General features: G+C 67.3%; 20 protein-coding genes. 6 read left to right on the top strand and 14 right to left on the bottom strand.

From position 1 onward, the window contains the following. Positions 1 to 6: 6 nt before the first annotated feature. From V5A38_RS06370 to V5A38_RS06345, 6 genes are all read right to left on the bottom strand, one after another. Positions 7 to 1,182 carry an ABC transporter permease gene (locus V5A38_RS06370; RefSeq protein ID WP_332324911.1) on the bottom strand — a complete coding sequence of 392 codons (1,176 nt, stop codon included), beginning with the start codon at positions 1,180 to 1,182 and terminating at the stop codon, positions 7 to 9. Then, positions 1,175 to 1,891 carry an ABC transporter ATP-binding protein gene (locus V5A38_RS06365; protein ID WP_332324910.1) on the bottom strand — a complete coding sequence of 239 codons (717 nt, stop codon included), beginning with the start codon at positions 1,889 to 1,891 and terminating at the stop codon, positions 1,175 to 1,177. The genes V5A38_RS06370 and V5A38_RS06365 overlap by 8 nt, the downstream gene beginning before the upstream one ends. Further along, a complete protein-coding gene (locus V5A38_RS06360) occupies positions 1,888 to 3,459 on the bottom strand; it encodes a hypothetical protein (protein ID WP_332324909.1) in 1,572 nt (523 codons plus the stop codon). Before V5A38_RS06360 ends, V5A38_RS06365 begins: the two co-directional genes overlap by 4 nt. Before the next feature lie 60 nt (positions 3,460 to 3,519). Continuing rightward, complete coding sequence (gene gatE / locus V5A38_RS06355) at positions 3,520 to 5,391, bottom strand: Glu-tRNA(Gln) amidotransferase subunit GatE (RefSeq protein WP_332324908.1); 1,872 nt, start codon at positions 5,389 to 5,391, stop codon at positions 3,520 to 3,522. 329 nt (positions 5,392 to 5,720) lie between these two features. Then, the gene (locus tag V5A38_RS06350; protein WP_332324907.1) at positions 5,721 to 7,136 is read right to left on the bottom strand and encodes a class II fumarate hydratase; all 1,416 of its coding nucleotides are present in this window, start codon (positions 7,134 to 7,136) and stop codon (positions 5,721 to 5,723) included. A gap of 92 nt (positions 7,137 to 7,228) precedes the next feature. Then, positions 7,229 to 7,495: a BolA family protein gene (locus tag V5A38_RS06345; RefSeq protein ID WP_332324906.1), complete on the bottom strand. Its 267-nt coding sequence runs from the start codon at positions 7,493 to 7,495 to the stop codon at positions 7,229 to 7,231. A 138-nt stretch (positions 7,496 to 7,633) separates the two neighbouring features. Between V5A38_RS06345 and V5A38_RS06340 the strand changes: the two genes are divergently transcribed. Beyond that, positions 7,634 to 8,188: a hypothetical protein gene (locus V5A38_RS06340; protein ID WP_332324905.1), complete on the top strand. Its 555-nt coding sequence runs from the start codon at positions 7,634 to 7,636 to the stop codon at positions 8,186 to 8,188. A 52-nt stretch (positions 8,189 to 8,240) separates the two neighbouring features. Here the strand turns inward: V5A38_RS06340 and fen are convergent, their stop codons facing one another. Together fen and V5A38_RS06330 are read right to left on the bottom strand one after the other, a co-directional pair. After that, positions 8,241 to 9,221 carry a flap endonuclease-1 gene (gene fen, locus V5A38_RS06335; RefSeq protein WP_332324904.1) on the bottom strand — a complete coding sequence of 327 codons (981 nt, stop codon included), beginning with the start codon at positions 9,219 to 9,221 and terminating at the stop codon, positions 8,241 to 8,243. Positions 9,222 to 9,344: 123 nt separating this feature from the next. Then, complete coding sequence (locus tag V5A38_RS06330) at positions 9,345 to 9,995, bottom strand: GNAT family N-acetyltransferase (protein ID WP_332324903.1); 651 nt, start codon at positions 9,993 to 9,995, stop codon at positions 9,345 to 9,347. A 157-nt stretch (positions 9,996 to 10,152) separates the two neighbouring features. On the opposite strand from V5A38_RS06330, the gene V5A38_RS06325 reads away from it, so the two are divergent. The 4 genes from V5A38_RS06325 to V5A38_RS06310 all read left to right on the top strand — a co-directional run bounded on the left by V5A38_RS06325 (position 10,153) and on the right by V5A38_RS06310 (position 13,682). After that, positions 10,153 to 10,821: a methyltransferase domain-containing protein gene (locus V5A38_RS06325; RefSeq protein ID WP_332324902.1), complete on the top strand. Its 669-nt coding sequence runs from the start codon at positions 10,153 to 10,155 to the stop codon at positions 10,819 to 10,821. Between the two features lie 63 nt (positions 10,822 to 10,884). Continuing rightward, positions 10,885 to 11,286: a DUF3054 domain-containing protein gene (locus V5A38_RS06320; RefSeq protein WP_332324901.1), complete on the top strand. Its 402-nt coding sequence runs from the start codon at positions 10,885 to 10,887 to the stop codon at positions 11,284 to 11,286. A 72-nt stretch (positions 11,287 to 11,358) separates the two neighbouring features. Continuing rightward, entirely contained in the window at positions 11,359 to 12,609 is a 1,251-nt protein-coding gene (locus tag V5A38_RS06315) for an OFA family MFS transporter (protein WP_332324900.1), read from the top strand. A gap of 74 nt (positions 12,610 to 12,683) precedes the next feature. Further along, positions 12,684 to 13,682 carry an ornithine cyclodeaminase family protein gene (locus V5A38_RS06310; RefSeq protein WP_332324899.1) on the top strand — a complete coding sequence of 333 codons (999 nt, stop codon included), beginning with the start codon at positions 12,684 to 12,686 and terminating at the stop codon, positions 13,680 to 13,682. A gap of 36 nt (positions 13,683 to 13,718) precedes the next feature. Here the strand turns inward: V5A38_RS06310 and V5A38_RS06305 are convergent, their stop codons facing one another. Further along, a complete protein-coding gene (locus V5A38_RS06305; RefSeq protein ID WP_332324898.1) occupies positions 13,719 to 14,339 on the bottom strand; it encodes a hypothetical protein in 621 nt (206 codons plus the stop codon). Between the two features lie 120 nt (positions 14,340 to 14,459). Further along, a complete protein-coding gene (locus V5A38_RS06300; protein WP_332324897.1) occupies positions 14,460 to 15,530 on the bottom strand; it encodes an mRNA surveillance protein pelota in 1,071 nt (356 codons plus the stop codon). 310 nt (positions 15,531 to 15,840) lie between these two features. Here V5A38_RS06300 and V5A38_RS06295 point away from each other — a divergent pair, with 310 nt between their 5' ends. Beyond that, complete coding sequence (locus V5A38_RS06295) at positions 15,841 to 16,530, top strand: 6-hydroxymethylpterin diphosphokinase MptE-like protein (RefSeq protein ID WP_332324896.1); 690 nt, start codon at positions 15,841 to 15,843, stop codon at positions 16,528 to 16,530. Between the two features lie 3 nt (positions 16,531 to 16,533). On the opposite strand, the gene V5A38_RS06290 is transcribed toward V5A38_RS06295, so the two are convergent. The 4 genes from V5A38_RS06290 to V5A38_RS06275 all read right to left on the bottom strand — a co-directional run bounded on the left by V5A38_RS06290 (position 16,534) and on the right by V5A38_RS06275 (position 21,333). Next, the gene (locus V5A38_RS06290; protein ID WP_332324895.1) at positions 16,534 to 16,722 is read right to left on the bottom strand and encodes a hypothetical protein; all 189 of its coding nucleotides are present in this window, start codon (positions 16,720 to 16,722) and stop codon (positions 16,534 to 16,536) included. 75 nt (positions 16,723 to 16,797) lie between these two features. Next, positions 16,798 to 18,951, bottom strand: coding sequence for a ribosome rescue protein RqcH (rqcH, locus tag V5A38_RS06285; protein ID WP_332324894.1), 2,154 nt, complete (start codon positions 18,949 to 18,951; stop codon positions 16,798 to 16,800). Between the two features lie 80 nt (positions 18,952 to 19,031). Next, positions 19,032 to 19,442 carry a hypothetical protein gene (locus V5A38_RS06280; protein ID WP_332324893.1) on the bottom strand — a complete coding sequence of 137 codons (411 nt, stop codon included), beginning with the start codon at positions 19,440 to 19,442 and terminating at the stop codon, positions 19,032 to 19,034. 184 nt (positions 19,443 to 19,626) lie between these two features. After that, complete coding sequence (locus tag V5A38_RS06275) at positions 19,627 to 21,333, bottom strand: tRNA uridine(34) 5-carboxymethylaminomethyl modification radical SAM/GNAT enzyme Elp3 (protein WP_332324892.1); 1,707 nt, start codon at positions 21,331 to 21,333, stop codon at positions 19,627 to 19,629. Positions 21,334 to 21,459 lie beyond the last annotated feature (126 nt).

Below are 21,459 nucleotides of genomic sequence, written 5' to 3'. Positions count from 1 at the left end.
CGGCTCTCACCCGCGGAGGGACTCCACCGGGGGCTCCCACGCAGCCCGGTAGGCTGGGTAGAGCCCGCCGACCAGCGCCACGAGGACCCCGAACCCGAACGCGCCTAGCGCCACCAGCGCGTTCGTCGGGACGAAAACCGCAGGGAGCGGGAGCCGCGTCGTGAGGGCGACGCCGACGACGACGGCTGTGCCGAGCACGCTCCCGATAGTGCCTCCGGCGACGCCGAGGAGGGTCGCTTCCGCGAGCAGCGTTCGGAGTACCTGCTCGCGGTGGATGCCGACCGCTCGGAGCACCCCGATTTCTCCCCGGCGTTCGGACACCGTCATCAGCATGATGTTGAATATCGAGACGCCGGCGACGACCAGCGACACCCCGGCGACTGCGAGGAGGAAGCCGTTGAGCAGCGCGAAGAACTCCGTGATGCGCGAGAGAACGCTCGTGAGCGAGAGCACCGAGACTCGTTCTTGGCGGCCGTTCAGCCGCTCGCGTACCATCGTTGCGACCTCCTGGGCGTCCTCGCCGGAGTCGGCCTGCACGACCACTCGCGAATAGCCGTCGGTCGCGAACTCACCGGGGGGCAGCACGACCGCCGAGTCCGGTCTGATGGGGGAGAAGCTTCCGTCGTCCTCCATCACGGCGACGACGCGATACTGGTTCCCCTCGATGTCGATGGTCGAGCCGACCCGAACGCCCAACGACTGTGCGGCGTCGGCCCCGATCACGGCCCCCTGCCGGTGGTAGGCCGGGGCACTGGCGTCACCGAACAGCGCCTGGGGACGAGTGGTCCCGTACAGTTGGGCGAACGTCTGGCCACCGGGGCCGGCGGCGGTTACAGCGCCCGACTTCAGCGGGACGACTTCCCCGTGACCCGCCGCGGCACGTTGAATCGCCTGGAGGTCACGGCTGTCGAGCGACTCTTCGCCATCGGCCGGGCTGATGATGACCTGGTTCCCGAGGCCGCCCAGCTCCGCGAGTGCGGCACCCTGCAGTGCAGTGCCGAGCATTCCGAGCGCGACCACGGCGAAGACGCCGATGACGATGCCGAGGGTGGCGAGCCCAGCACGGAGGCGCTGTCTGGAGAGGTTCTGTACCGCCAGCGAGAGCGCGGGGAACTCGCGGTCGAGCCGGGCCCAGAGCCGCGCGTCCGTCCGGGTCGTCCCGGTGCGGTCGGAGTCAGCCACGCAACACCCCGTCAGTCAGTTCGACCGTTCGGTCGGCGAACTCCGTAACGAGCTCGTCGTGGGTGACCGCCACGACACCGACGCCGCCGTCGGCGATATCGCGTATCTCCCCGAGAACGGCCGTACCGGTCTCCCGGTCGAGGTTGCCGGTGGGTTCGTCGGCCAGCAGCACGTCGGGTTCGTTGATGAGCGAGCGGGCGATCGCGACCCGCTGTTTCTGGCCGCCGGAGAGCTCGTCAGGGGTGTGCTCGAGCCGGTCGCCCAGCCCGACCCTGGTGAGGAGGTCGACTGCGCGGTCGGTGTAGTCCTGTTCGAGGAACGCCGTCGGGAGCCGGACGTTCCGAACCGCCGACAACGTGGGGATGAGGTGGTAGTCCTGAAAGACGAACCCCACCCGCTCCCGTCTCACGTCGGTTCGTTCCCGTTCCGAGAGCCCCGCCACCGGCTCGCCCCCGAGCTCGATGCGACCGGTCGTCGGGTCGTCGAGCAGGCCGAGCATGTTCAGCAGCGTCGATTTCCCGGACCCTGACGGGCCGACGATGGCCGTCACCTTACCGCGTTCGACGCCGAAGGAGACGGTGTCGAGTGCGGTGACGGTCCCGCCGCCGCCCTCGTAACGCTTCGTGACCCCCGAGAGTCGCAACGGCGGCGGACGCTCCGAGCGTCCGACGGTGTCGGTCGACCCCGCAGATTCCTGGCTGTCACTCATCGGTAGCGCCTGACAGCGAAGCCGACTACCGGAACGGTGACGAGCAGGCCGAGAGCGCCCCCGACGACGGTCCCGCCGAGCGACCCGAACAGATCCCTCGGGTTGCTGTCCCCGACATCGCGGGGTAGCGGCACCTCGACGGTTTCGGTTCGTCGCTCGTCAGCGGTGGTGTAGCTGACCACTACCGGGATGCTGGTCGCGTTGGTGACGTCTACCCGGGCGGTCAGTTCGAAGGGGGCGAACTCACTCGCGGCGACGGTCCCGAGGAAGTAGTCCCGCTGCGGGTAGGCTGGCGCAGCGTACTCGCCCGTCCCGACGCGGACGACGACGCCGCGTGCCTCGCCGTCGCCGACGTTCCCGAGGTTGCCCGAGAGACGGACCCGGTCGCCGTCCACGGTGACGTTGAGTCCGGTAAGCGAGACGGCCCCACGGTCGCGGTCGAGGCGGTAGGACTGGACGGCCTCGCGTCTCTCACTACCCAGGCCGTACTCGACGGCGAACCGCAGTTCTGGACTCTGCACAGCCGAGAGATCGAGAACCACCTGTTCGGACTCACCGGGAGCGAGCGTCTCGGCGACGACGACGCGGCCGAGTTGGGGAGCGACGCTCCCGTTGGGGAGACGGGGAACGAGAACCACTCGTTCGATCGCCGCGTTCCCGAAGTTCGTCACCGTGACGCCGGCGCCGGCGCGCTGCTGTCCCTCGCCGTCGGCGTCCCCGGAGGACTGAAGCGTACCGCCGCCACCGCCCAGCGCACCGGCAAGCCCGGAGAGCCCATCCCCGCCAGTCGTCGTGGCGTCCCCGCTCGTCTGTACTCGCTCGACCCGGATTCCGACATCATCGTCTAACCCCTCGATGGTCACGACTCGTTCACCGACAGTCGTGGCTCGCGTGCCCGCGGCCGTCGTGTACGACACTTCGACCCGGAGCGGGCGTTCGCCCGCCGACACCGCGCGAAGGCTGAAGTTCAGCGACTGGCTGGCCCCGGCAGCCAGCGTCGGGATGGTCCGACTGGTGCGCTCGCCGTCCACGCCAGGGAACGAGAGCGTGAGGTCTCGAAGCGCTGCGGTCGTCGGGTTCGACACCGTCACGGTCGCCCCGACATCGGCGCCGGCGGCGAGTCCGTCGGTCTCGAACGCGACCTGTGGCGCGCCCGACTCGACGACGAGCGAGAGCGGCCGGCGAACCGTCGTGCGCTCACCGTCTGCGTCGGTGACTGTGGCGACGATGGTCAGGTTCCGTGCACCCGGCTCCTCGAAACGCGTTGTGACCGGGACCGTCAGCGTCTCGCCAGGCGAGAGCGCGCCGAGGCCGGTCGCTTCCCCGAGCGTCTCGTCCCCGTCCACGATGGCGACGCGGTCGAGGGAGGCCGCGGAGGCGCTCCCGCCCGAGAGCCGAACCGTCGCGGAGACGGTCGTGGGGGCACCGGCAGTTGGCGTAGTCGGGGCGACGGTCGTCTGGGTGATCGTCACCCGGTTGTCCGGAATCGCCCCGACAGCGACACCGCCGAAGGCCGAACAGACGACCAGGGCGGCGACGGCGAGGGCGGGGCTAGGGGTACGAGCCATTGAATATCGACTGTAGGGGCCGGAACCCTATACGTCCTTCCCGCGTGGGCGTGCGCCCACTCAGGCCCGCTTCTGGATCTCCTCGCGCAGCACCTCGCTCACGAGGTCACCGCTTGCCTGCCCGCGCAGCGCGCCCATGCACTCGCCCATGAGCGCCGAGAACGCGCCCATCCCCTGTTGTTCGACCTGCTCGGCGTTGCGCTCGACGACCTCGGCGACAGCCTCGCGGACCTCCGCCTCGTCGGTCCCGCCGACGCCGGCCTCGTCCATGGCCTCCGCCGCGGTGAGCGAGGCGTCCGCCGCGAGCGCTTCGAACACGTCGTTGACTCCCTCCTTCGGGAGTTCGCCAGCCTCCACGAGCTGGAGCGTCGAAAGCAGCGCGCCGTCGCGGATGGACTCCACGTCGACGTCCTCGCGGCTGAGCTCGGTGAGGGTTGACTCAAGCGTGGCCGCGGCGAACGTCGGGTCGACACCGGCCTCGACGGCCTCCTCGAACAGCACCATCCGGCGGCCGAACGCCACCTGCTCGGCCAGCCCCTCGTCCAGTCCCATCTCCTCGACGTAGCGCTCGACGCGCTCGGTGAGTAGTTCGGGTGTCAGCACGTCACTCGTGTCGGGTTCGACCGGCGGGACGTCCGTCTCGGGATACATCCGCGCGGCACCGGGCAGCGGGCGCAGATACCGGGTCGTCCCGCCCTCGTTCGCGCCGCGAGTCTCCTCGGGGACGCCTTCGATTGCGCTCCGAGCGCGGTCCGCGACGGCTTCGATTGCCTGCTCCGCCACGTCGCCGCCGGCGGCGACGATTGCGACGGCGTCGCCCTCACCGGCGTCGACTGCAGCGTTCAGCGACGCGACCTCGTCCTCCGTCACACCGGAGGCCGGAAGCTCGTCGGTGTGGAAGATACCGCCCGCGCCCGCTCGTTTCGCGTGGTCGGAGAACTCCGTCCCCAGACGGCGGTCGGGCTGGATCTCTCGGCCGACCAGTCCGTCGAAGCCGTAGAGCGCCACCGCGGTCACCGTCCCGCCGGAGTCCAGCGCGCTCTGGATGACGCCGGAGTCAGTATCCTCGAACACGTGGCTCAACTCAGTTGTTTCGCCTACCGCGGCGTCGCGCTCCAGCAGCTCCTCGCGGATGTCCAGCAGTTCAACTTGCCGGGAGCCCTCGTTGGCGACGATATCCCGGATGTCATCCAGCGCCTGCACGCCCTTGATCTCGACGCGGGCGCCCGCCTCGATGGAGACGTTCACGTCCTGCCGGATGGTCCCCAGTCCGCGCTTGACCGCTCCGGTCGAGCGCAGGAGCATGCCGATCTGTTCGGCCGCCTCGTAGGCCTGTTCGGGCGTCCGGATATCCGGCGCGGTGCCGATCTCGACCAGCGGGATGCCAAGCCGGTCCAGCGAGTAGCGCACCCCCTCCTCGGTCTCCTCGACGCGCTGGGCGGACTCCTCCTCGAGCATCACGTCGGTGATGCCGACCGGGCCCTCGTCGGTCGAGATTTCGCCGGCCTGCGCGACGAGCATACTGCGCTGGAAGCCGGAGGTGTTCGAGCCGTCGATGACCAGCTTGCGCATCACGTGGGCCTGGTCGACGACGACGGCGTCGAGGAGGTCGGCGATACCGAGGGTGACGTTCATCGCCTCCTCGTCGACGCGGGCGGGCGGCTCATCGTCCTCCTCAACCAGACAGGTGGTGTCGTAGGCGAGGTACTCGAACGTGCGGTCGACGCGGCTCTCCTCTAACGCGGCTTCGTCGAGTTCGCCAAGTTCGCTCTTGGTCGGGTGGAGCTCGCGGGCGATGGTGTGTGTCGCCTCTTCGGGTTCGCGGAGCTCCGTGGGTGACTGGCAGAACAGCTTGCTCTCGGTGTCGAGCTGTTGGTGAATCTCCAGCCCAGCCACGAGGCCCAGTTCCTCGTAGTCGAGATCGTCGGTCATGATCGATTAGGGGGTCGGCGGGGGTAAAAAGGGTGTTAGTCGCGGTGAGTTCGTAGTTTGTTACGTGGGTGTTTTCGCGCGTGGAAATCTCGGAACTGCAACGCAAGAGAAGCCTGCAACCACAGCAGTACCAGGACCGCGGAGTGGGCTTGGATACTTATACCGCACCGCCATCCACCCAGGGGTCACAAGTCCTCCCCAACTGACTCGCTCGGGCTACCCCCTCGCTCGTCCTCCGAAAGAGCACGCTCTCTCGTGCTCTCGCTCGTTACACTCGCGAGAACTCGCGCCCATTCGCGGTCGGCGCCGCGAGCGCTTCGCGCCGAAGCTCAGTCCTCGTTGCCCAGAATCCCCGGATGCGTCATCCGCTCGGGGGCGAGCACCGTCTCGGCCTCCGCCGCCGTCAGATACCCCTCATCCACAGCCACCTCCTTCACCGACTTTCCCTCGGCGAGCGCCTGCTTGGCCACCTTCGAGGCCTTGTCGTAGCCGATCGCGGGGTTGAGCGCCGTCGCCAGCGCCATCGAGCGCTCGACCTGCTGCTCACAGTGAGCTTCGTTGGCCTCGAGCTTGGCGACGAACTTCTCTGCGAACACCGTTGCACTGTTGGAGAGCAGTTCGGTGGACTCGAGGAAGTTGTGTGCGATGACCGGCTTGTAGAGGTTCAGGTCGATCTGCCCCTCGGCGGCGCCCGCCGAGACGGCGGCGTCGTTGCCCACCACCTGTTTGTGGACCTGGTTGACCGCTTCGGCGACGACCGGGTTGATTTTCCCGGGCATGATAGAGCTCCCGGGCTGGTTCTCGGGCTGCTCAATCTCGCCCAGCCCGTTCCGCGGGCCGGAGGCGAGCAGCCGGAGGTCGTTGGCGATCTTGTTGAGACTGCCGGCGACGACGTTGAGCGCCCCGTGGGCCTCGCTCATGGCGTCGTGGGCGGCCTGGGCCTCGAAGTGGTTGTCGGCTTCGCGGAACTCGATACCCGTCTCCTCGCTGATGTACGCCGCGGCGAGTTCCGGGAACTCGGGGTCGGTGTTCAGCCCCGTTCCGACCGCAGTCCCGCCGAGGGCGAGTTCACTCAGGTGCACACGCGTGTTCTCGACACGGGCACGACCCTTCTGTACCTGTGTGCGGTAGCCGCCGAACTCCTGGCCCAGGCGGACCGGCGTGGCGTCCTGCAGATGCGTCCGTCCGGTTTTGACGACGCCGTCGAACTCCCGTTCCTTCTCCGCGAGTTCGGCTTCGAGCACCTCGAGTGCCGGGAGCAGGTCCTTGTCGACGGCTTCGAGCGCGGCGACGTGCATCGCCGTCGGAATCACGTCATTCGACGACTGCCCGAAGTTCACGTCGTCGTTCGGATGGACCACGCGGTCGCCGATGTCGGCGCCCTGGATCTCGGCGGCGCGGTTGGCGATAACCTCGTTCGCGTTCATATTCGAGGAGGTGCCCGACCCGGTCTGGAACACGTCGACCGGGAACTGGTCGTCGTGCTCGCCGTCGATGACCTCGTCGGCGGCGGCGATGACCGCCTCCGCGGTCTCCTCGTCGACGTAGGCCAACTCGCGGTTGGCCTGCGCGGCGGCCTTCTTCACGATGCCGAGCGCACGGACGAACCGCCGGCCGAAGACGATATCCGAAATCGGGAAGTTCGCGATGGCCCGCTGGGTCTGGGCGCCCCAGTACGCCTCCGCAGGCACCTGCATCTCCCCGAGGCTGTCCTCCTCGATCCGATGTTCCTGGTCCTCACTCATGGGCGAGAAGTCGCCCCGAGTGAGCGTAAAACCCATCGGTGTGGTCGTCGCCCCCTTTCGGACGCAGTCGCCGCTTCCACGACGGACGCTCGCTACGCCTCTCGTGTCTGGTACTCCTCGGGCGTGTAGGTCTGAATCTCCATCGCGTGGACCGACTGGGTCATGTGGTCGCCGAGCGCGTCGTACACCATCTGGTGCTGATTCACCAGGCTCTCCCCCTCGAAAGCGGGCGAGACGACGACGGCCGCGTAGTGGGCGTCCTCGTGTTCCTCGTCCTCGTGGACCCGCGGGGTGGTCACGGTGGCGTCGGCATCCTCGATATCGGCCTCGATGAGCGCTTCGATGTCGGACGTGTCCATACTGAATCGGGGAGTTCGACGGTCAAAAACCGGTCGGTGGGCGCGCGCCGTCAGTGAGCCGCCGTCGGTGGCCCGCAGCCCCAGACCGCTCCATCTCGGACCCGCAGACTCAAGCCAGCCGGGCTGCCACCGGCGAACATGTCCGATGCGGACCGCGACCCGGCGGCTGCCGCTCGCGAGCACCTGCTCGAGACACGTACTGCGACCCTCGAGGCGGTGCTCGACGCCGCCGATACAGTGGCCACAGGTGATCCAACGGGGAGCGACGACCCGACTGGTGCAGCCGCGGCTGGGACCCCAGATGCGACCGCGAGTTCAGGCGCCGCGGGCTGGCTTCGCCTCGACGACGGCCGACTCGCGACGCCCGACCGGGACGCGCTCGTTCCAGTATTTCGGGCGGTGCTCGACGACCGTGGGATACTCGGGGGACTCCCGGAACTGCTCGCGGAGGCGGTCGAGGCAGCGGGGTACGACCTCCCCGCGACGCCCGTCCCCGCACCGCCCTACGTTGCCGTGACGAGCACCGGGCCGGTGCTCCGTGCGACGGTCGAGGACGGCCGGCTGGTCGTGCGAATCGACTGTTTCGAGGTCGTTCGCGGCGTCGACGGCGCCGGGGAGCCCGGCGTCGTGTACGCCCGGACCGCGACGGAGCCGCCAGCGGCGCTCTCCGTGTCGTTCACCTCGTCGAACTGAGACGGGACAATGGCTCGGAACGACGACAATGACTCGGAATCGCGACGACGGCTCACGTCCAGTCGTCCAGGCCGGTCTGGACGAGGGACTCCTCGATTCGCTCGAAGCCGCGTTCTACCTCGCCGGCCGGCACCTCCCAGGTATCGGTGACGTACTCGCGTGCGGCCTGCATATCCGGGTCGATATCCAGGTCGAGGTCGTAGTCATCTGTAACCGGCGGGTCGAAAAAGAGCTCCCGCACCCGGTCGGCGTTCTCGACGTAGACGTCCTCGGCCTCCATCACGGCCCAGATATCGCCGTGCGCTTTCACCGCCTTCACGGCGGTTTTGGGGCCGTAGCCCGAAACGCCCTCGTTGAAGTCCGTCCCCATCAACAGCGCCACGTCGACCAGCTGTTCGTAGGCGATGTCGTGTTTCTCGAGGGTCGCCTGCAGGTCCATCAGCTCCGGGTTCCCCTTTGAGGTGAGCTGTCGGAGCGTCCGCGGCGAGCCGAACGTCATGGTGTCGTAATCCTCGCTGCCGGCGTAGTCGGCGTCGCCGATGGCAGCCATGTGGGCACACTGTGCCTCGCCCTCAGCGGGCGCCTCGATGTAGGGGACGTCGAGCCGGTCCAGTAGCCCGCGGGTTGTCTCGTGGATGGTTTCGGTCAGGCGCTGGGTCCGGGCTTCCAGTCGGGCGGCCTCGACGGGTTCGCCGGCATCCTCGGCGGCCTGCTGTTTCTCCTCGGCGCGCTCGCGCTGTTCGCGGCGGCGCTCGACCTCGTCGCTTTTGAGGTCGGTGACGCCGCCGTCGAACACCATCACGGGGGTTACGTCGGCCTCGAAGAACTTCGGCAGCCCCTGGACGAGACCGATGAGGTTGGCCACTTCCTCGTTTGACTGGGTGGTGTACACCGATTCGTTGGTGAACTTCACCGTCGTCGTGAGATACCGGTAGAGCCAGTTGTGCGCATCGACGGCGACGACGCTCCCCGCGAGTTCCTCGAAGGAAACGTCCTCGATGACGGCCACGGCACGTAAATCCGCATTACCCATAGGGGGGATAGCCGGCGGCTGTGCTTGAACCCCCGGATACCGGTCGCCGGCTGGAATCACCCCAGCCTATCAGGACCGCCGCAGCGCCCAGCTATCGCCCGATCGGTGAGTGAGAACCCCACTTCAGTGCCCGGCGTGTGGCCGCTCGTCCACATTGCCGGGCGTCTCGACGAGCGGCGGCGCCGCCTCCCCCTCCCGGCGGTCCAGAAACGCCCGCTCCTCGTCGGTCAGGTCGCGCTCGTCGGCAGTGGCGCGGAACGTATCCAGCCCACACTGGTAGGTGGCCGCGTCACGCTGCCCGGGTCGCTCGAGCACCACTTCCGCCAGTCCGGTTTCTCTGCCGGTGTAGACGAACCCGGCTTTGTAAAGCGCGTGGTAGGCGTACGGGTTGTTCACTGCGATACGACAGCGGCGGAAGTCACGCTTCTCGGCGTGAGCAGCGACGAACGAGGCCAGTCGGGCGCCGATACCCTCGCCGCGACGGTCCCGGCGGGTCGTGATGTAGCGCAGCCAGCAGACGCCCGGATCGGTTCGGTCGGCGTTGAACGCCGCCGCGGCTACGACGTCGCGCTCGAACGGATCCGCCTCGCTCCCGGGCTCTGCACCCTCGTAGTCGGTGTCGGTTTCGGGCGGGTCGGGGCGCTGCTCGTCGGGGTCCCGAGCGACGGCTTTGCCGGTGTTGGACATGACGAACTTGCCGGCGTAGCTGAACTCCCGGAAATCGAGCCGGAGTGTCGGCTCCGCGGCCGGCCAGCCCAGCAGCGCGAACTCCATACGCGACAGAAACGGCTGGATGCTTATGAGACTGTCTCCGGATTTCCGTGGATTTCGTTCCGACTCGACACGCAGGTCGTGGTTCACGAGCGCGCGCTCGACGGGCGCTGTCGGGGTATCGCCGGCGATTAGTAGCGGTGCCTCCGAGTCGAGTGTAATGAGTTCCCGGTACGGTCGCGGCGACGTTGGTGCCTTCGACCGCTTCGCCCCGCTCTACGACCCGCTGATGCCGAGTGCCGGGGTCCAAGAGCTCCACGAGGGGTTCGCGTTCGCGAACCGCCCAGTCAGGCGCGTGCTGGATCTCGCCGGCGGGACGGGGCGGGTTGCGGATGCGCTCCGTCGCGAGGCCGAGAGCAGGAACCCCGACCCTGACGGCGACGACAACGCCCCCGGCAGCGCAGTTGCCGAGCCAATCGTCGTCGACATCTCGGCGCCGATGCTCGCCCGCGCACACGAACGCGGACTGGCAACCGTCCGCGCGGACGCGAGCACCCTCCCCTTCCGCGACGGCGGGGAGGAGACTGATGCCGCCATCGACGCCATCGTCATCGTCGACGCCTACCATCACCTCCCCGACCAGCCTGCTGCGCTCGCGGAGGCGGCCCGCGTCCTGGCACCGGGCGGCGTGGTCGTCATCCGGGATTTCGACCCCGAAACGCTGGTCGGGCGCGCGATCGAAACGGGCGAAGCGCTGTTCGGGATGGGCTCACAGTTCGTCGACGTCGACGGCGCGGCGGCGGCGCTGAGTCGTGCGGGCCTCCACTCTCGGGTAGTGGAGCGAGGGAGTACGTACACGGTGGTCGGGCGGCGGCCTCGGGAGAACTGAGTCTCCGTGCGAGGCGCCGGCGCCAAACGACAAAGTCAGTACGGAGGAGTCGGAAGGGCGGATGTGAGCGATTCATTCCTCTCCAAACGGGTCGACCGGGCGGCAACGCCGCTTGCCGTCGGTGACCTCATCGTTATCCTGCTGGTAATCGCCGGCGGTATGGTCAATCACAACAGCCTCACCGGGCCGATTGCGCTGCTCACGACGGCGGCCCCGTTTCTTGTGGGCTGGGCGCTCACGAGCGTCCCCATCGGCGCGTACTCCGCGGGCGCAGCCGAGTCCGCGAAGGCGTCAGTCCCGCTGGCGATCCGAACGTGGATCCCGGCGGCCGTCGTCGGCATCCTCATCCGCGGCGCGACCCAGTCGTCCTTTGGCACCAACCTGGCGATCTTTCTCGGCGTGATGCTGGTGACCGGCGGCGTCGCGCTCGGCGTCTGGCGGTGGGTCTTCTTCAAGCTGCGATGACGCGCTGGGTTCCTGACAGCTCTATCGCCGGAGTCACAACCCATTTGCACGGGCCCCTCCCAGCCTCCAAAAATGAGTACTCAGGAGGGAATCGATTACGCCGGTCGAGCGAAAGCGGAGTTGGGGTTCTCACGCTGGTGGCAGGTCGCCGCCGCCGCCGTGATGATGGGGCTCGTCTCGCCCTACCAGTACGTCTGGTCCTCGATCGAAGGGCCGCTCTCACAGGCGCTCGGCATCGAGCAGGCGGCAATCGGACTCGTGTTCACACTGTTCGTCATCTTCCAGGCCGGCTCGCAGGTGCCGGTGGGCTGGTGGCGCGACCGACACGGCCCGCGACGGCTCACGCTCCTGGCTGGCGTGCTCGCCGGCGGTGGCTATCTCGGCCTCGCCGTTGCCAGCTCCGTCTGGCAGCTGTATCTGTTCTATTCACTCGGTGCCATCGGCGTCGGAATCGTCTACACCGTCGCCGTCAACACGGCACTGAAGTGGTTCCCGGACCGGCGCGGGCTCACCACCGGTGTCGGGACGATGGCGTTCGCTGGCGGCTCGGCGTTGATCGTTCCGTACGTCCGGGCGAACGCGACCGTCGGTGGCTACGCGGACGTGCTGACGAACATGGGACTGCTGATTGGGGTCGGCATTCTCGTCGGTGCGGTCGTCCTCACTGACCCGCCGACGGACTGGCTCGACGACGCCCACGCCGAGGCCAACGAGAGCCAGCGGGAGATGCTCAACGAGAAGCAGTACACCTCATCGGAGATGCTTCGCACCTGGCAGTTCTGGCTGATGTACGGCATGTTCATCGCCGTCTCCGGCGCGGGGCTGATGCTGACCGCGAAGATCGTCTCGTTCGCCCAGCATCTCGAACTGACGGCGTTCATCGCCACCGCCTCCGCGACAGTGCTCCCCATCGCTGGCGGCATCGGTCGACTGGTTCTGGGCGAGATCTCCGACCGGGTGGACCGTGAGCGGGCGATGTTCGCCTCCTTCTCGCTCTGTGGACTGGGGCTGCTCGCAGTGGTCTACTTCGGCGTCTCGGGCATGCAGTACGCCTTCGTCGGCGCCGTCGTCGTCGCGACGTTCTTCTGGAGCCCGCAGTACACGCTGTTTCCCTCCGTCGTCGGTGATTACTACGGCCGGGAGCACTCCTCGGCGAACTACGCGTTCCTCTACTCCGGCAAGATGTGGGGCGGCCTGTTCGGCGGCGCCGTCACCGGCTTCCTGGTCTCTGCCCTGAGCTGGGAGACGACGTTCATGCTCGGCGGGGTCCTCGCGATTACCGCCGGCGTCGCCTCCTTGCTGCTTTCGTCGCCGCGGGACTGACCTGGCAGCTGGGCGTCGACACAAGCCAGGCCGCGGCAGATACTGTTTTGACGGTCGGCCACTATCGCCCGAGTATGACCGAGACGTTGTTCCTCCGAAGCGATGAGCTCACCGGCCTCGCCGGCCCCGCGGCGTTCGTCGACGCCGTCCGGGAGGCCTACCGACAGCGCGGTGAGGGCGCCGCGGCCGAACCCCGAACCAAACTGGGCAACGCGGAGCCGCCGGGGATGCTCACGAGCTACGGGGCTATCCTCCCCGACACGGGCGCCATGGGCGGGTACATGTACTCCGCGGGCTTCGGCGCGGGCGACGCCTGGTTCACCACGCCCCTGTTCGACGCCGAGTCCGGCGAGCCGCTGGCCATCGTCGACGGCGCTTCGATGAACCCGTTCAAAACCGGCGCGACCGGCGCCGTGGGGGTCGACGCGCTCGCCCGCGAGGACGCAACGAGTGTCGCCATCATCGGCTCGGGCGCCCAGGCCCGCGGCCAACTCAAGTGTACAGCGGAGGTCCGCGACTTCGAAACGGTCTGGGTGTTCTCCCCGACCAAGGAACACCGCGAGACGTTCGCCGGGGAGATGAACGAGGAACTCGACGCCTCTGTCGCAGCCGTCGCCTCATCGGCGGCCGCCGTCGAGAACGCCGACGTGGTTATCACGGCGACCAACGCCGCCGAGCCCGTGTTCGACGGCGAGAACCTCGAACCGGGCACCCACGTCACCGTGATGGGACAGTACGACCCCGGGAAACGCGAGATCGACAGCCACACCGTCGAGAAGGCGAAGTACGTTCCAGACCTGCGGGCCCGGGCGACGAAGGACGCCGGCGCGTTCATCCAGGCGATGGAAGAGAGCGTCGTCGACGAGGACGACATCCACGCCGAACTCGGCGAGGTCGTCGCCGGAAACGCACCGGGCCGGGAGGACGGCGAGGAGATCACCGTGTTCGACTCCGGTGGCACCGGCATCGAAACCGTCGCCGGCGCCTATCTGCTCTACGAGCGCGCTGTCGAGGAGGGACTGGGCGAGACTATCGATTTCGCGCCGGCGAGCGAGGCGCTCACGGGCGAGTAGGACGCAGGCAGCTGGTCGAACTGTTCTCAGGTCACGCTACACGACGACCGTTATCTGCCAGTTGTAGCCGTAGGTCTGCTTACCGTTCCAGACCAGGAGCGGCTGGTGGAACCTGTGCTCACCAGCGGGCCAGCGGCCGGCCGGGCCACTGACCGCCGACACGGTGAGTGTGGAGCCGACCGACTCGCCGGGTTGGAGCACGCCGTCGCTGAACAGCTCGTCGCCGGCAACCGGCGTCACAGCGAGGGCTCTGCCCCCGACCGTCGACCGGCCGCCGGCGAACGGTGCGGGGCCACGGGGCACTCGGTAGGCCCACACGTCCTGGCTCTGGTTCGTGAGCGTCGCCCTCAGCGTCACGCCCCGGTCACTCGGTGCGGCGCTAATGTCGTGGGCGAGCGGAACCTCGTCGAAGCGCTGGCTCCGGAGCGACGAGAGTGGGCCATCCTCGACGACGGCCGACGCCGTCGTGCTGGGGACCAGACCGCAGTCGGGTGTCGGCGCCGCCGGGAGGCCGAACTCGTTTGGCGCCGCACGGGTAGTTCCGTCTCCGATCGTCGACTGTGGTGGCCGGCGCTCGTGTCCGTCCGGGTCAGCACGGCCTTCGTGGCCGTCGGACAGAGTAATGCCGGCAGCAGAGTGGAGGGCTCGCTGTCGCATACGCTTCGTACCAACACAGGACACCGGTAAACCTTTTGTGCCGGTGCCGACCGCGAGACGCCAATAGACGGCCGAATGGCGCCACTGCTGGGTGCGTGGTGTTGGTCCGCAGGTGACCAGTCAGTTCAACCGGTACCTGAGCAGCGCCGCGATACCGCCGAGGTTCGAGAGCTGTTCGCCGGGCGCGAACTCGGAGGAGAACACCACCACGTCGCCGCCTTTCTGCTCGACGCTCTCGATTATCTCGTTGGCGTCGACGTCCCAGTCGCCCTCGTCCTGGCGCTCCTGGCGCAGGCGGTCGTCGACGACCAGCAGCGTCTCGACGGCACCGTACTCGGCAGCCTCGGCGGTTTCTTCGACGCCGTAGGTCGCTTTCTCCCCCGTGGCCATTCGCCCGGTCAACTCGTCGATGAGTTCGCTTTCGCGGGCGATGCGGGTCTGGTCCTGGACCTCCTCGACGGCGCCGCGTTTGAGCACCTCGTGGACACCGCGGTCGCCCGCCGCAGAGGTGTCGACGGTGGTGGCGATGCGCTCGGAGACGTCCGTGTACTCCTCCGCGAGGTAGTCACCGGCGTCGCGCTTGGTGAAGCCGGGGCCTGCGAGGATGATGGCCTCGGCATCGACGTGGGAGAGCGCCGAGCCCAGTTCCTCGAACAGCCGCTCGCGGGGCTGGGCGTACTCCCCTTTCCCGGTTGGAGCGGTGATGGTGGCGTACTCGTCGGTGCCGTACTGCTGGACCGTGTGGATGTACGCTTCGCCCTCCTCGACAGTGACGATAGCCACGTCCGGGACGTCGGTCGCCTCGGCGGCCTCCTCCAGCCGGTCGGCCTGGTCGGGTTTGAGCCGTTTCTCGATGGTGATCTCCTCGTGAGTTTCGACGTTGAGCGTGTGGTGGAGGCCGAGCTGGTCCTCCCGGGAACAGTACTCGATGATGCCGCCCACCCGGAGCCGGTTGGCGAAGCGGGCGAACTCCACGTCCATCACCTGGATGGTGACATGGAGATGCTCGCGCTCGCCGCCAGTGTCGCGCATCTGGTCGTCGGCGCGCTGGATGCGGCGGGTAGTGTCGCCCTCGACCAGATCACCCGGTTCGAGCACGTGAGAGAGATGCCAGAGGTCGTCGACGGTCTCGGGGACGAGCGTCACCCGGTCGCGGCCCTCCTCGCCACGGCCGCGCTGGACGATTCGCATAGCCACCACTCCGGGCGCCGGGGTCACGTCTCTTTCCCTCTGGCCCGACTCCTCCTGAAGCAGTACTGTCAGCGAAGCCGACAACGAACCCACCGAAATTCGGATAATTCGGCGAGAGAGACAGTATCACCGTCGTTCCGTCGGCATCTTTTGTCGATTACCGGGCGTCGACCCCGACAAGAAAGCTTATGCCGGGGCCGAGATTACCGGGCCGTGGACGCCGGAGTGACGCTCGGGTAGGGGTACTTTGGTGCCGCTCCGGCCCACTCATCTTCGCAGTATTCACGTTGACGAGCCACTGCTATCGTCTATGGAGTTTCAGGTCTGGGAGCCGGTGTACGAGCGTATCCTCGCAGCGTTCGGGTTCGAGCGCGCGGCCGACGAGCGGGCGCGTGATCGCCTCGCTTCGATGACCGAGCCGTTCGATCTCGAGCGCCTCGCCGGGTTCGAGGGAGCGACCGTCGCTATCGCCGGCGCGGGCCCGCCACTCGCCGTCGAGACGCGGGTCGCAGCCGAAGCTGACCGGGTCGTGGCCGCCTCCAGCGCCGCCGACGTGCTCACCGAGGCCGGCGTCGAGGTGGACCTCGCCGTCACGGACCTGGATAAGAACCCAAGCTCCCTCGCCGAGATGAGCCACGAGGGCACGCCCGTCGCCGCCCACGCGCACGGCGACAACATCCCCGCAATTGAGGAGTGGGGTCCGGAGTTCGCAGACGAGCAACTGCTCCCGACCACACAGGCCGAGCCGGTGGGGCCGGTTCGGAACTTCGGCGGCTTCACCGACGGCGACCGGGGGGCGTTCCTGGCCGACGCGCTCGGCGCTGCCGAACTGCGGTTCCCCGGCTGGGCGTTCGACGATCCGACGGTCGACCCCATGAAAGCACAGAAGCTCCGCTGGGCCGAGCGACTCCTCTACTGGCTGGAGACGCGCCGGGACGAACAGTTTCCCGTACTCGACGGGCGACGTGACCGGCTCACGCTTCCGGTCGAGGAGTCCTGACGGCTACTCGGGAGGCGAGCCGAGCTCCCTGACCAGCGCGGTCACTCCCTGATTCTCGAGAAGCCGGTCGACCCACTCCGCCCGGTAGCCCACAACGTGGACCGCGTACTCCCGCCAGAAATCCTCGTCGAACGTCGACGCTTCCGAGAACTCGAGGACGTCATCGTCATCGGTCGGCGGAGGGACGGTCATGGGGAAGCTACTGCCCGCAAGCCGGGTAACTCTCTTGATTCAGAACACTGGTTGTGCGGTGTTCTGTCTGGGTCCTCACACGCCGAGGAGGTTGCTCCCACCCGCCGGGAGGAACTCCTGGATCTTGTCCGCGCTGGCGATTTTCCGGACGAACGCCTCGTCGGTGAACCGCTGTTTGAACTCCCGGTAGCATTTGACCGCGGCGTCGTTCTGGGCGAACTTCCCGGGTTCGAGCGGGATGCTCGTCGCGGCTCGAGGCTCGATCGCCGTCGGCGGGCCGCCGATGACCCGCGTCTCCTCCTCGCAGGTGATGCCGACGGCGACGGCGCATTCGACGCCGCGGAAATACTCCCGGTCGCCACGGATGGCGAAGCCGCCTTTCTCCAGATACTCGCCGGATTCGGGCGTCTTGCTCACCTGATTGGGGTCGACCATGTAGGCGTCACCCGCCCCCCGACCGTCCTTCCAGACCGAGGAGTAGGAGACGGCGAACTGCGCGACCTCCTGTAGCGTCGTGTCGGGGAAGTCGACGGGGCTGGACGGTTCTGAGGGGCCGCTGGCTTTCAGTATCGCCACCGGGCCGCCGTGGGCCTGCGCGTGGAAGAACCGATCGTGCTTGTCGAGATACTTCTTCACCAGGTCCTCGTTCTGGTCGGCGTTGCGGCCGCCGATGACAAGATACCCGTCGCTGGTGTGGAACCACCGGAACTCCTCGTACCAGTGTTCTGGCTGGCGAATCGGGATGGTCTCCTGGTCGAGCCAGTCGACCTCACGTTCCTCGATGGTCTCCTCGGGTTCGGGCTCCGGTTCGTCATCGGCCTCCCACTCCTCGCGGCGCTGTTTGATCGCTTCCAGGCGCTCGCGCGTGTCTTCGATCGCCTCCCGTGCGCCCTCCTTCTTGCTCTCGATGCGTTTTGCCTCCTGATAGAGCCGGTTCGCGTTCTTCTCCACGCCCATGGAGGCGTCGAGGGTGATGCGCACGTCCTCCAGTTCGATCGTGACCATCCCCTCGGCGCTGTCGAGATCGACGACGGCTTCGGCGGCGGGGATCCCCTGCTCGGCGCCCTTTTCGAGAGTGTCCTCGATATCGGCCCAGGGAACCTCCTGCTCCCGGGCGTTCTGAATCGTCGAGAGCACCTCGTCGACGAGGTCGTAGCGCTCGTAGCAGCGCTCGGCCTCACGGCGGCGCTGTTCGGCCTCCGCCTCGAACCCCTCGATGGCCTCCTGCTGCTGGTCGATGATGCGGTTCTCCCGCTCGATCTCGGACTCGAAATCCGGGCGCTGTCGGCCGGCACTCTCCTCCTCGCGGCGCTCCTGGCGTTCGAGCCGGAAGAAGTACTCATCGAGCGCGGCGTTGAACGAATCGAACGCGACGCTCGGGAGGTCCGAGCGCTCCGCAAGCGCGACCGGGCTCACGTCGACGACTGTCCCGCGTTCGGTCAGCGGGACGTCGACGTCGTCCTCGGGTTCGTCTTCGGGCTCCTCGACGTAGACACGCGGGTCGAAATCGCCGCTCTTGAGCGCCGTCGAGAGTGACTCCAGCTCCCGGTGGATGGCGCGGTACTCCGTCTCGCCGGCGTCGTCGATATCTATCGTCTTCTCCACGCCCGCGCGGGTACAGAGCTCCTCGCCCCAGAACCCACCCAGGTTGAGCTGGGTGGCGACGGTCCGCACCACGTCGGTGTCGGATTGCTCCATCCGACCTTCGAGCACCTCGTAGCTCACGTCGAGCGGGTTGAGTCGGGACTGGGGGAAGTCGTAGGGGCTCCCCGGCGCGACGGTGCGGGACTTCAGCCGTACCGTCTCCAGCGACCGCACGACTTCGCCGTTGCCGTCGAGTACGGCGACGTTGCCGTCGCCGAACAGTTCGACGACCAGCGTCGTGTTCTGGTCGGGGCGTTCGAACTCGAAGACGAGAATCCGGTCGAACTCGTACTGTTCGACGGAGACCAGGTCGGCACTCTCGATGCGCCCGCGCAGCATCATCGCGAACTCCGGCGGCCGGCCCGGCGCGTCGGGGACGCGTTTCGGGTCAGCAACGTGTGCGCGTTTCTTCTCGCCGACCTCCAGCAACAGTTCCACGCGCCCGCGGTCGAAATCGCGGAGCTTCAGCCGCACCAGGTCCTCGTCGTACAGATACGCCTTGTCGAGCTTCGCCCCCTCGTAGCGGGAGAGCTCGGTCGCGAGCGCCGCGAGGTCGACGCTCGATAGCTCACGTTTCGGCTCCATACGTAGGAGTTCCGTGGGGAATGGGAAGGGCGTGTCGTTCGCCGACTGACAATCGTCACCGAACACGCCTCGCCTGCTGTCTACTCGGCGAACAGTCGACGTGCGCCAGCGCCGACGAAGAACCCGACGACCCCGATACCGACGGAAGAAATCGTCCCGACCGCGAGCACCCAGAGCGTCACCTCGCCGGGGTCGCCGAGGTGGAAGATGATGCCGGGCGCGTAGAAGCCGATTCCGATGCCTGCGGCGAGCGCGACGGCGACGAAGAGACCATCGTTGAGGTAGGCGGCGCCGGCGGCGACGAGAAACATCGAGAGAAACAGGACCCACGTTACCGCGTAGCCAGTCAATGAGAGCACCGGGAGATAGCGGACAGGTAGGTGGACGAACAACGAGACGACGAACAGGGCGGCTGCCACCCACACCAACCGGGTCGACAGTCGGGTATCTCTGCCGAACAGGAGCGTATCGACGGTGTCACGAGTACCCATTATCGCCGACTGCGACCGGATAGGGGTTAGTCGTTTCGACAGCCCACGCCACGACGTGGGGCCCGAAACGGCCTCATAGTGATTACTGCGAATAGTTTCATCGACGGTGTCGAAAGACGCCGGTTCAGGGGCTCCCATCACCGACACGGATCGTCACGGCGGTACAGACTCGCAGTAATCACTATCAGAGCCGCTTGGAGACGTACGGTCCGTCCTGGTGATAGCCCAGCTTCTGTCGGTAGTACTGGCGAACACCGATACCGGAGATGATGCTCATCTTCTCGAAGCCGGCGTCGACGGCCAGCTCCTCAGCCTTCTGGACGAGCCGTTGGCCGTACCCCCGGTGCTGCCAATGGTCGTCACCGGCCGATTTGCCGTCGAACGTCGCCTCCGAGCCGTAGACGTGCAGCTCCCGGATCAGGGCGGCTTCGGCGAGCTCCCGGCGTACGGGGTCTCCTGCCGTCGGCGGCGTCTGCTCGCCGTCGACGTGGGTCGGGAAGCGAAGGCGGCAGAACCCGACCAGCAGGTCCCTGACGGGGTCCTCGAAGGAGATGAAATGCTCCGTGCCGCCGCCCGCCTCGTAGGTCATGACGTCCAGCGTGATCTCGGCGGGGTCCGGATTCGCGTCGTTGTGGCCGACCTCCCGGGCACGGATATCCCGAAGGTCGTAGCCGTTCTCTTCGGCGCGCTGCGCTGCGAGCTGTCGGAGGTTCGATTTCCAGACGCCACCCTCGATGAAGTCGGCGGGAATGTCCCGCTGGACGCGCTGGAGCCGGCAGTACTTCGGGATCTCGTTCATCGCATCGGCAACGACATCCGCCGCCGTTTCGTTATCCAGCGGCTCGAAATCCTCGCGCTTCCACATGTCGTAGACGCGGGTGCCCTCGACGACGAGGGTCGGATAGATCTTCAGGTAGTCTGGTCGGTAGGCCGGGGAGTCGAACAGCTGCCGGAAATCCTCGCGGCACATCTCCTGGCTCATCCCCGGCTGGCCCGGCATCATGTGGAAGCCGACCTTGAACGCCGCGTCCCGCAGCCGGCGGTTGGCGTCGATGGAGGCTTCGGTGCCGTGGCCACGGTGCATCTCCCGATTGATACGCTCGTAGGTGGTCTGGACGCCAACCTCGACTTTGGTGCCGCCGAGGTCGAGCATCCGGTTGATCTGTTCGGGGTCACACCAGTCGGGCTTGGTCTCGAAGGTGATACCCGTACACCGGATGTCGCCGGTTTCGTTGCGGGCGATGACATCCTCCAGATACTCGAACTCCTGTTCCTCCGGGGGTTCGGCGAAACTCTCGCTCTGGCTGGGCTCCGGGTTGCGGTCCAGGTCGTACTCGTTCATCGCCTGGAGCGCACGCTTGACGAACCACTCCTGGTAGTCGTGGCTCCGGGCGGTCATGGTGCCGCCCATCAGAATCAGTTCGCACTTGTCGACGGGGTGGCCGATGGCCCGGAGCTGTTCGAGCCGCAACGTGACCTGGCCGTACGGGTCGTAATCGTTCTGCTCACCGCGGGCGGCGGCGGGTTCGTGGCCGGTGTATGACTGCGCCGAGGAGAACTCCGAGGCGGGGCCGCCGGGACAGTAGAGACATTTTCCGTGTGGGCAGAGATGCGGCGAGGTCATGATGGCAATGGGCGAAACGCCCGAAGCGGTCCGGACGGGCTTGCGCCGGACGACCTCCTTCACGTCCTCGCGCCACGCGTCGGGTGCGTAGGAGAGGATGTCGCCGTTGGTCGGCACCTTCGGCGAGCCGAGTTCGCCACAGACCTCCCGCTTTGCGGCCTCCAGGTCGTCACGTTCGAGGTCCTCCTCGATGATACGCCGGCAGAGCTCCTCGCAGGCGTCGACGAAGGCAGGGGGCTCTCCGTCTGCGGCGGCGTCCGTGCTCATTGCATCTTGGTGGGTGGTTTTCGGGGTTAAGGGTTGCGAGAAACGAGGCTGGTAAACGCGAACGAGCGGAGCGTGTTTGCGGCAAACTGCCTCGAGACTCGAGCGTGGCGGTTGGGGGAGCTGAGC

It is taken from the genome of Halolamina sp. (assembly GCF_036626355.1).
Classification (GTDB): Archaea; Halobacteriota; Halobacteria; order Halobacteriales; family Haloferacaceae; genus Halolamina.
This window is presented reverse-complemented; position numbering and strand designations above follow the sequence as displayed.

What these genes read in the sequence shown, in the direction of transcription:
- V5A38_RS06310 (WP_332324899.1), top strand. Translation starts at nt 12,684, where the DNA reads ATGACCGAGACGTTGTTCCTCCGAAGCGATGAGCTCACCGGCCTCGCC.
- V5A38_RS06300 (WP_332324897.1), bottom strand. Translation starts at nt 15,530, where the DNA reads ATGCGAATCGTCCAGCGCGGCCGTGGCGAGGAGGGCCGCGACCGGGTG.
- V5A38_RS06280 (WP_332324893.1), bottom strand. Translation starts at nt 19,442, where the DNA reads ATGGGTACTCGTGACACCGTCGATACGCTCCTGTTCGGCAGAGATACC.
- V5A38_RS06330 (WP_332324903.1), bottom strand. Translation starts at nt 9,995, where the DNA reads ATGGAGTTCGCGCTGCTGGGCTGGCCGGCCGCGGAGCCGACACTCCGG.
- V5A38_RS06290 (WP_332324895.1), bottom strand. Translation starts at nt 16,722, where the DNA reads ATGACCGTCCCTCCGCCGACCGATGACGATGACGTCCTCGAGTTCTCG.
- gatE (WP_332324908.1), bottom strand. Translation starts at nt 5,391, where the DNA reads ATGACCGACGATCTCGACTACGAGGAACTGGGCCTCGTGGCTGGGCTG.
- V5A38_RS06295 (WP_332324896.1), top strand. Translation starts at nt 15,841, where the DNA reads ATGGAGTTTCAGGTCTGGGAGCCGGTGTACGAGCGTATCCTCGCAGCG.
- rqcH (WP_332324894.1), bottom strand. Translation starts at nt 18,951, where the DNA reads ATGGAGCCGAAACGTGAGCTATCGAGCGTCGACCTCGCGGCGCTCGCG.
- V5A38_RS06305 (WP_332324898.1), bottom strand. Translation starts at nt 14,339, where the DNA reads ATGCGACAGCGAGCCCTCCACTCTGCTGCCGGCATTACTCTGTCCGAC.
- V5A38_RS06350 (WP_332324907.1), bottom strand. Translation starts at nt 7,136, where the DNA reads ATGAGTGAGGACCAGGAACATCGGATCGAGGAGGACAGCCTCGGGGAG.
- V5A38_RS06365 (WP_332324910.1), bottom strand. Translation starts at nt 1,891, where the DNA reads ATGAGTGACAGCCAGGAATCTGCGGGGTCGACCGACACCGTCGGACGC.
- V5A38_RS06345 (WP_332324906.1), bottom strand. Translation starts at nt 7,495, where the DNA reads ATGGACACGTCCGACATCGAAGCGCTCATCGAGGCCGATATCGAGGAT.
- V5A38_RS06360 (WP_332324909.1), bottom strand. Translation starts at nt 3,459, where the DNA reads ATGGCTCGTACCCCTAGCCCCGCCCTCGCCGTCGCCGCCCTGGTCGTC.
- V5A38_RS06325 (WP_332324902.1), top strand. Translation starts at nt 10,153, where the DNA reads ATGAGTTCCCGGTACGGTCGCGGCGACGTTGGTGCCTTCGACCGCTTC.
- fen (WP_332324904.1), bottom strand. Translation starts at nt 9,221, where the DNA reads ATGGGTAATGCGGATTTACGTGCCGTGGCCGTCATCGAGGACGTTTCC.
- V5A38_RS06315 (WP_332324900.1), top strand. Translation starts at nt 11,359, where the DNA reads ATGAGTACTCAGGAGGGAATCGATTACGCCGGTCGAGCGAAAGCGGAG.
- V5A38_RS06275 (WP_332324892.1), bottom strand. Translation starts at nt 21,333, where the DNA reads ATGAGCACGGACGCCGCCGCAGACGGAGAGCCCCCTGCCTTCGTCGAC.
- V5A38_RS06340 (WP_332324905.1), top strand. Translation starts at nt 7,634, where the DNA reads ATGTCCGATGCGGACCGCGACCCGGCGGCTGCCGCTCGCGAGCACCTG.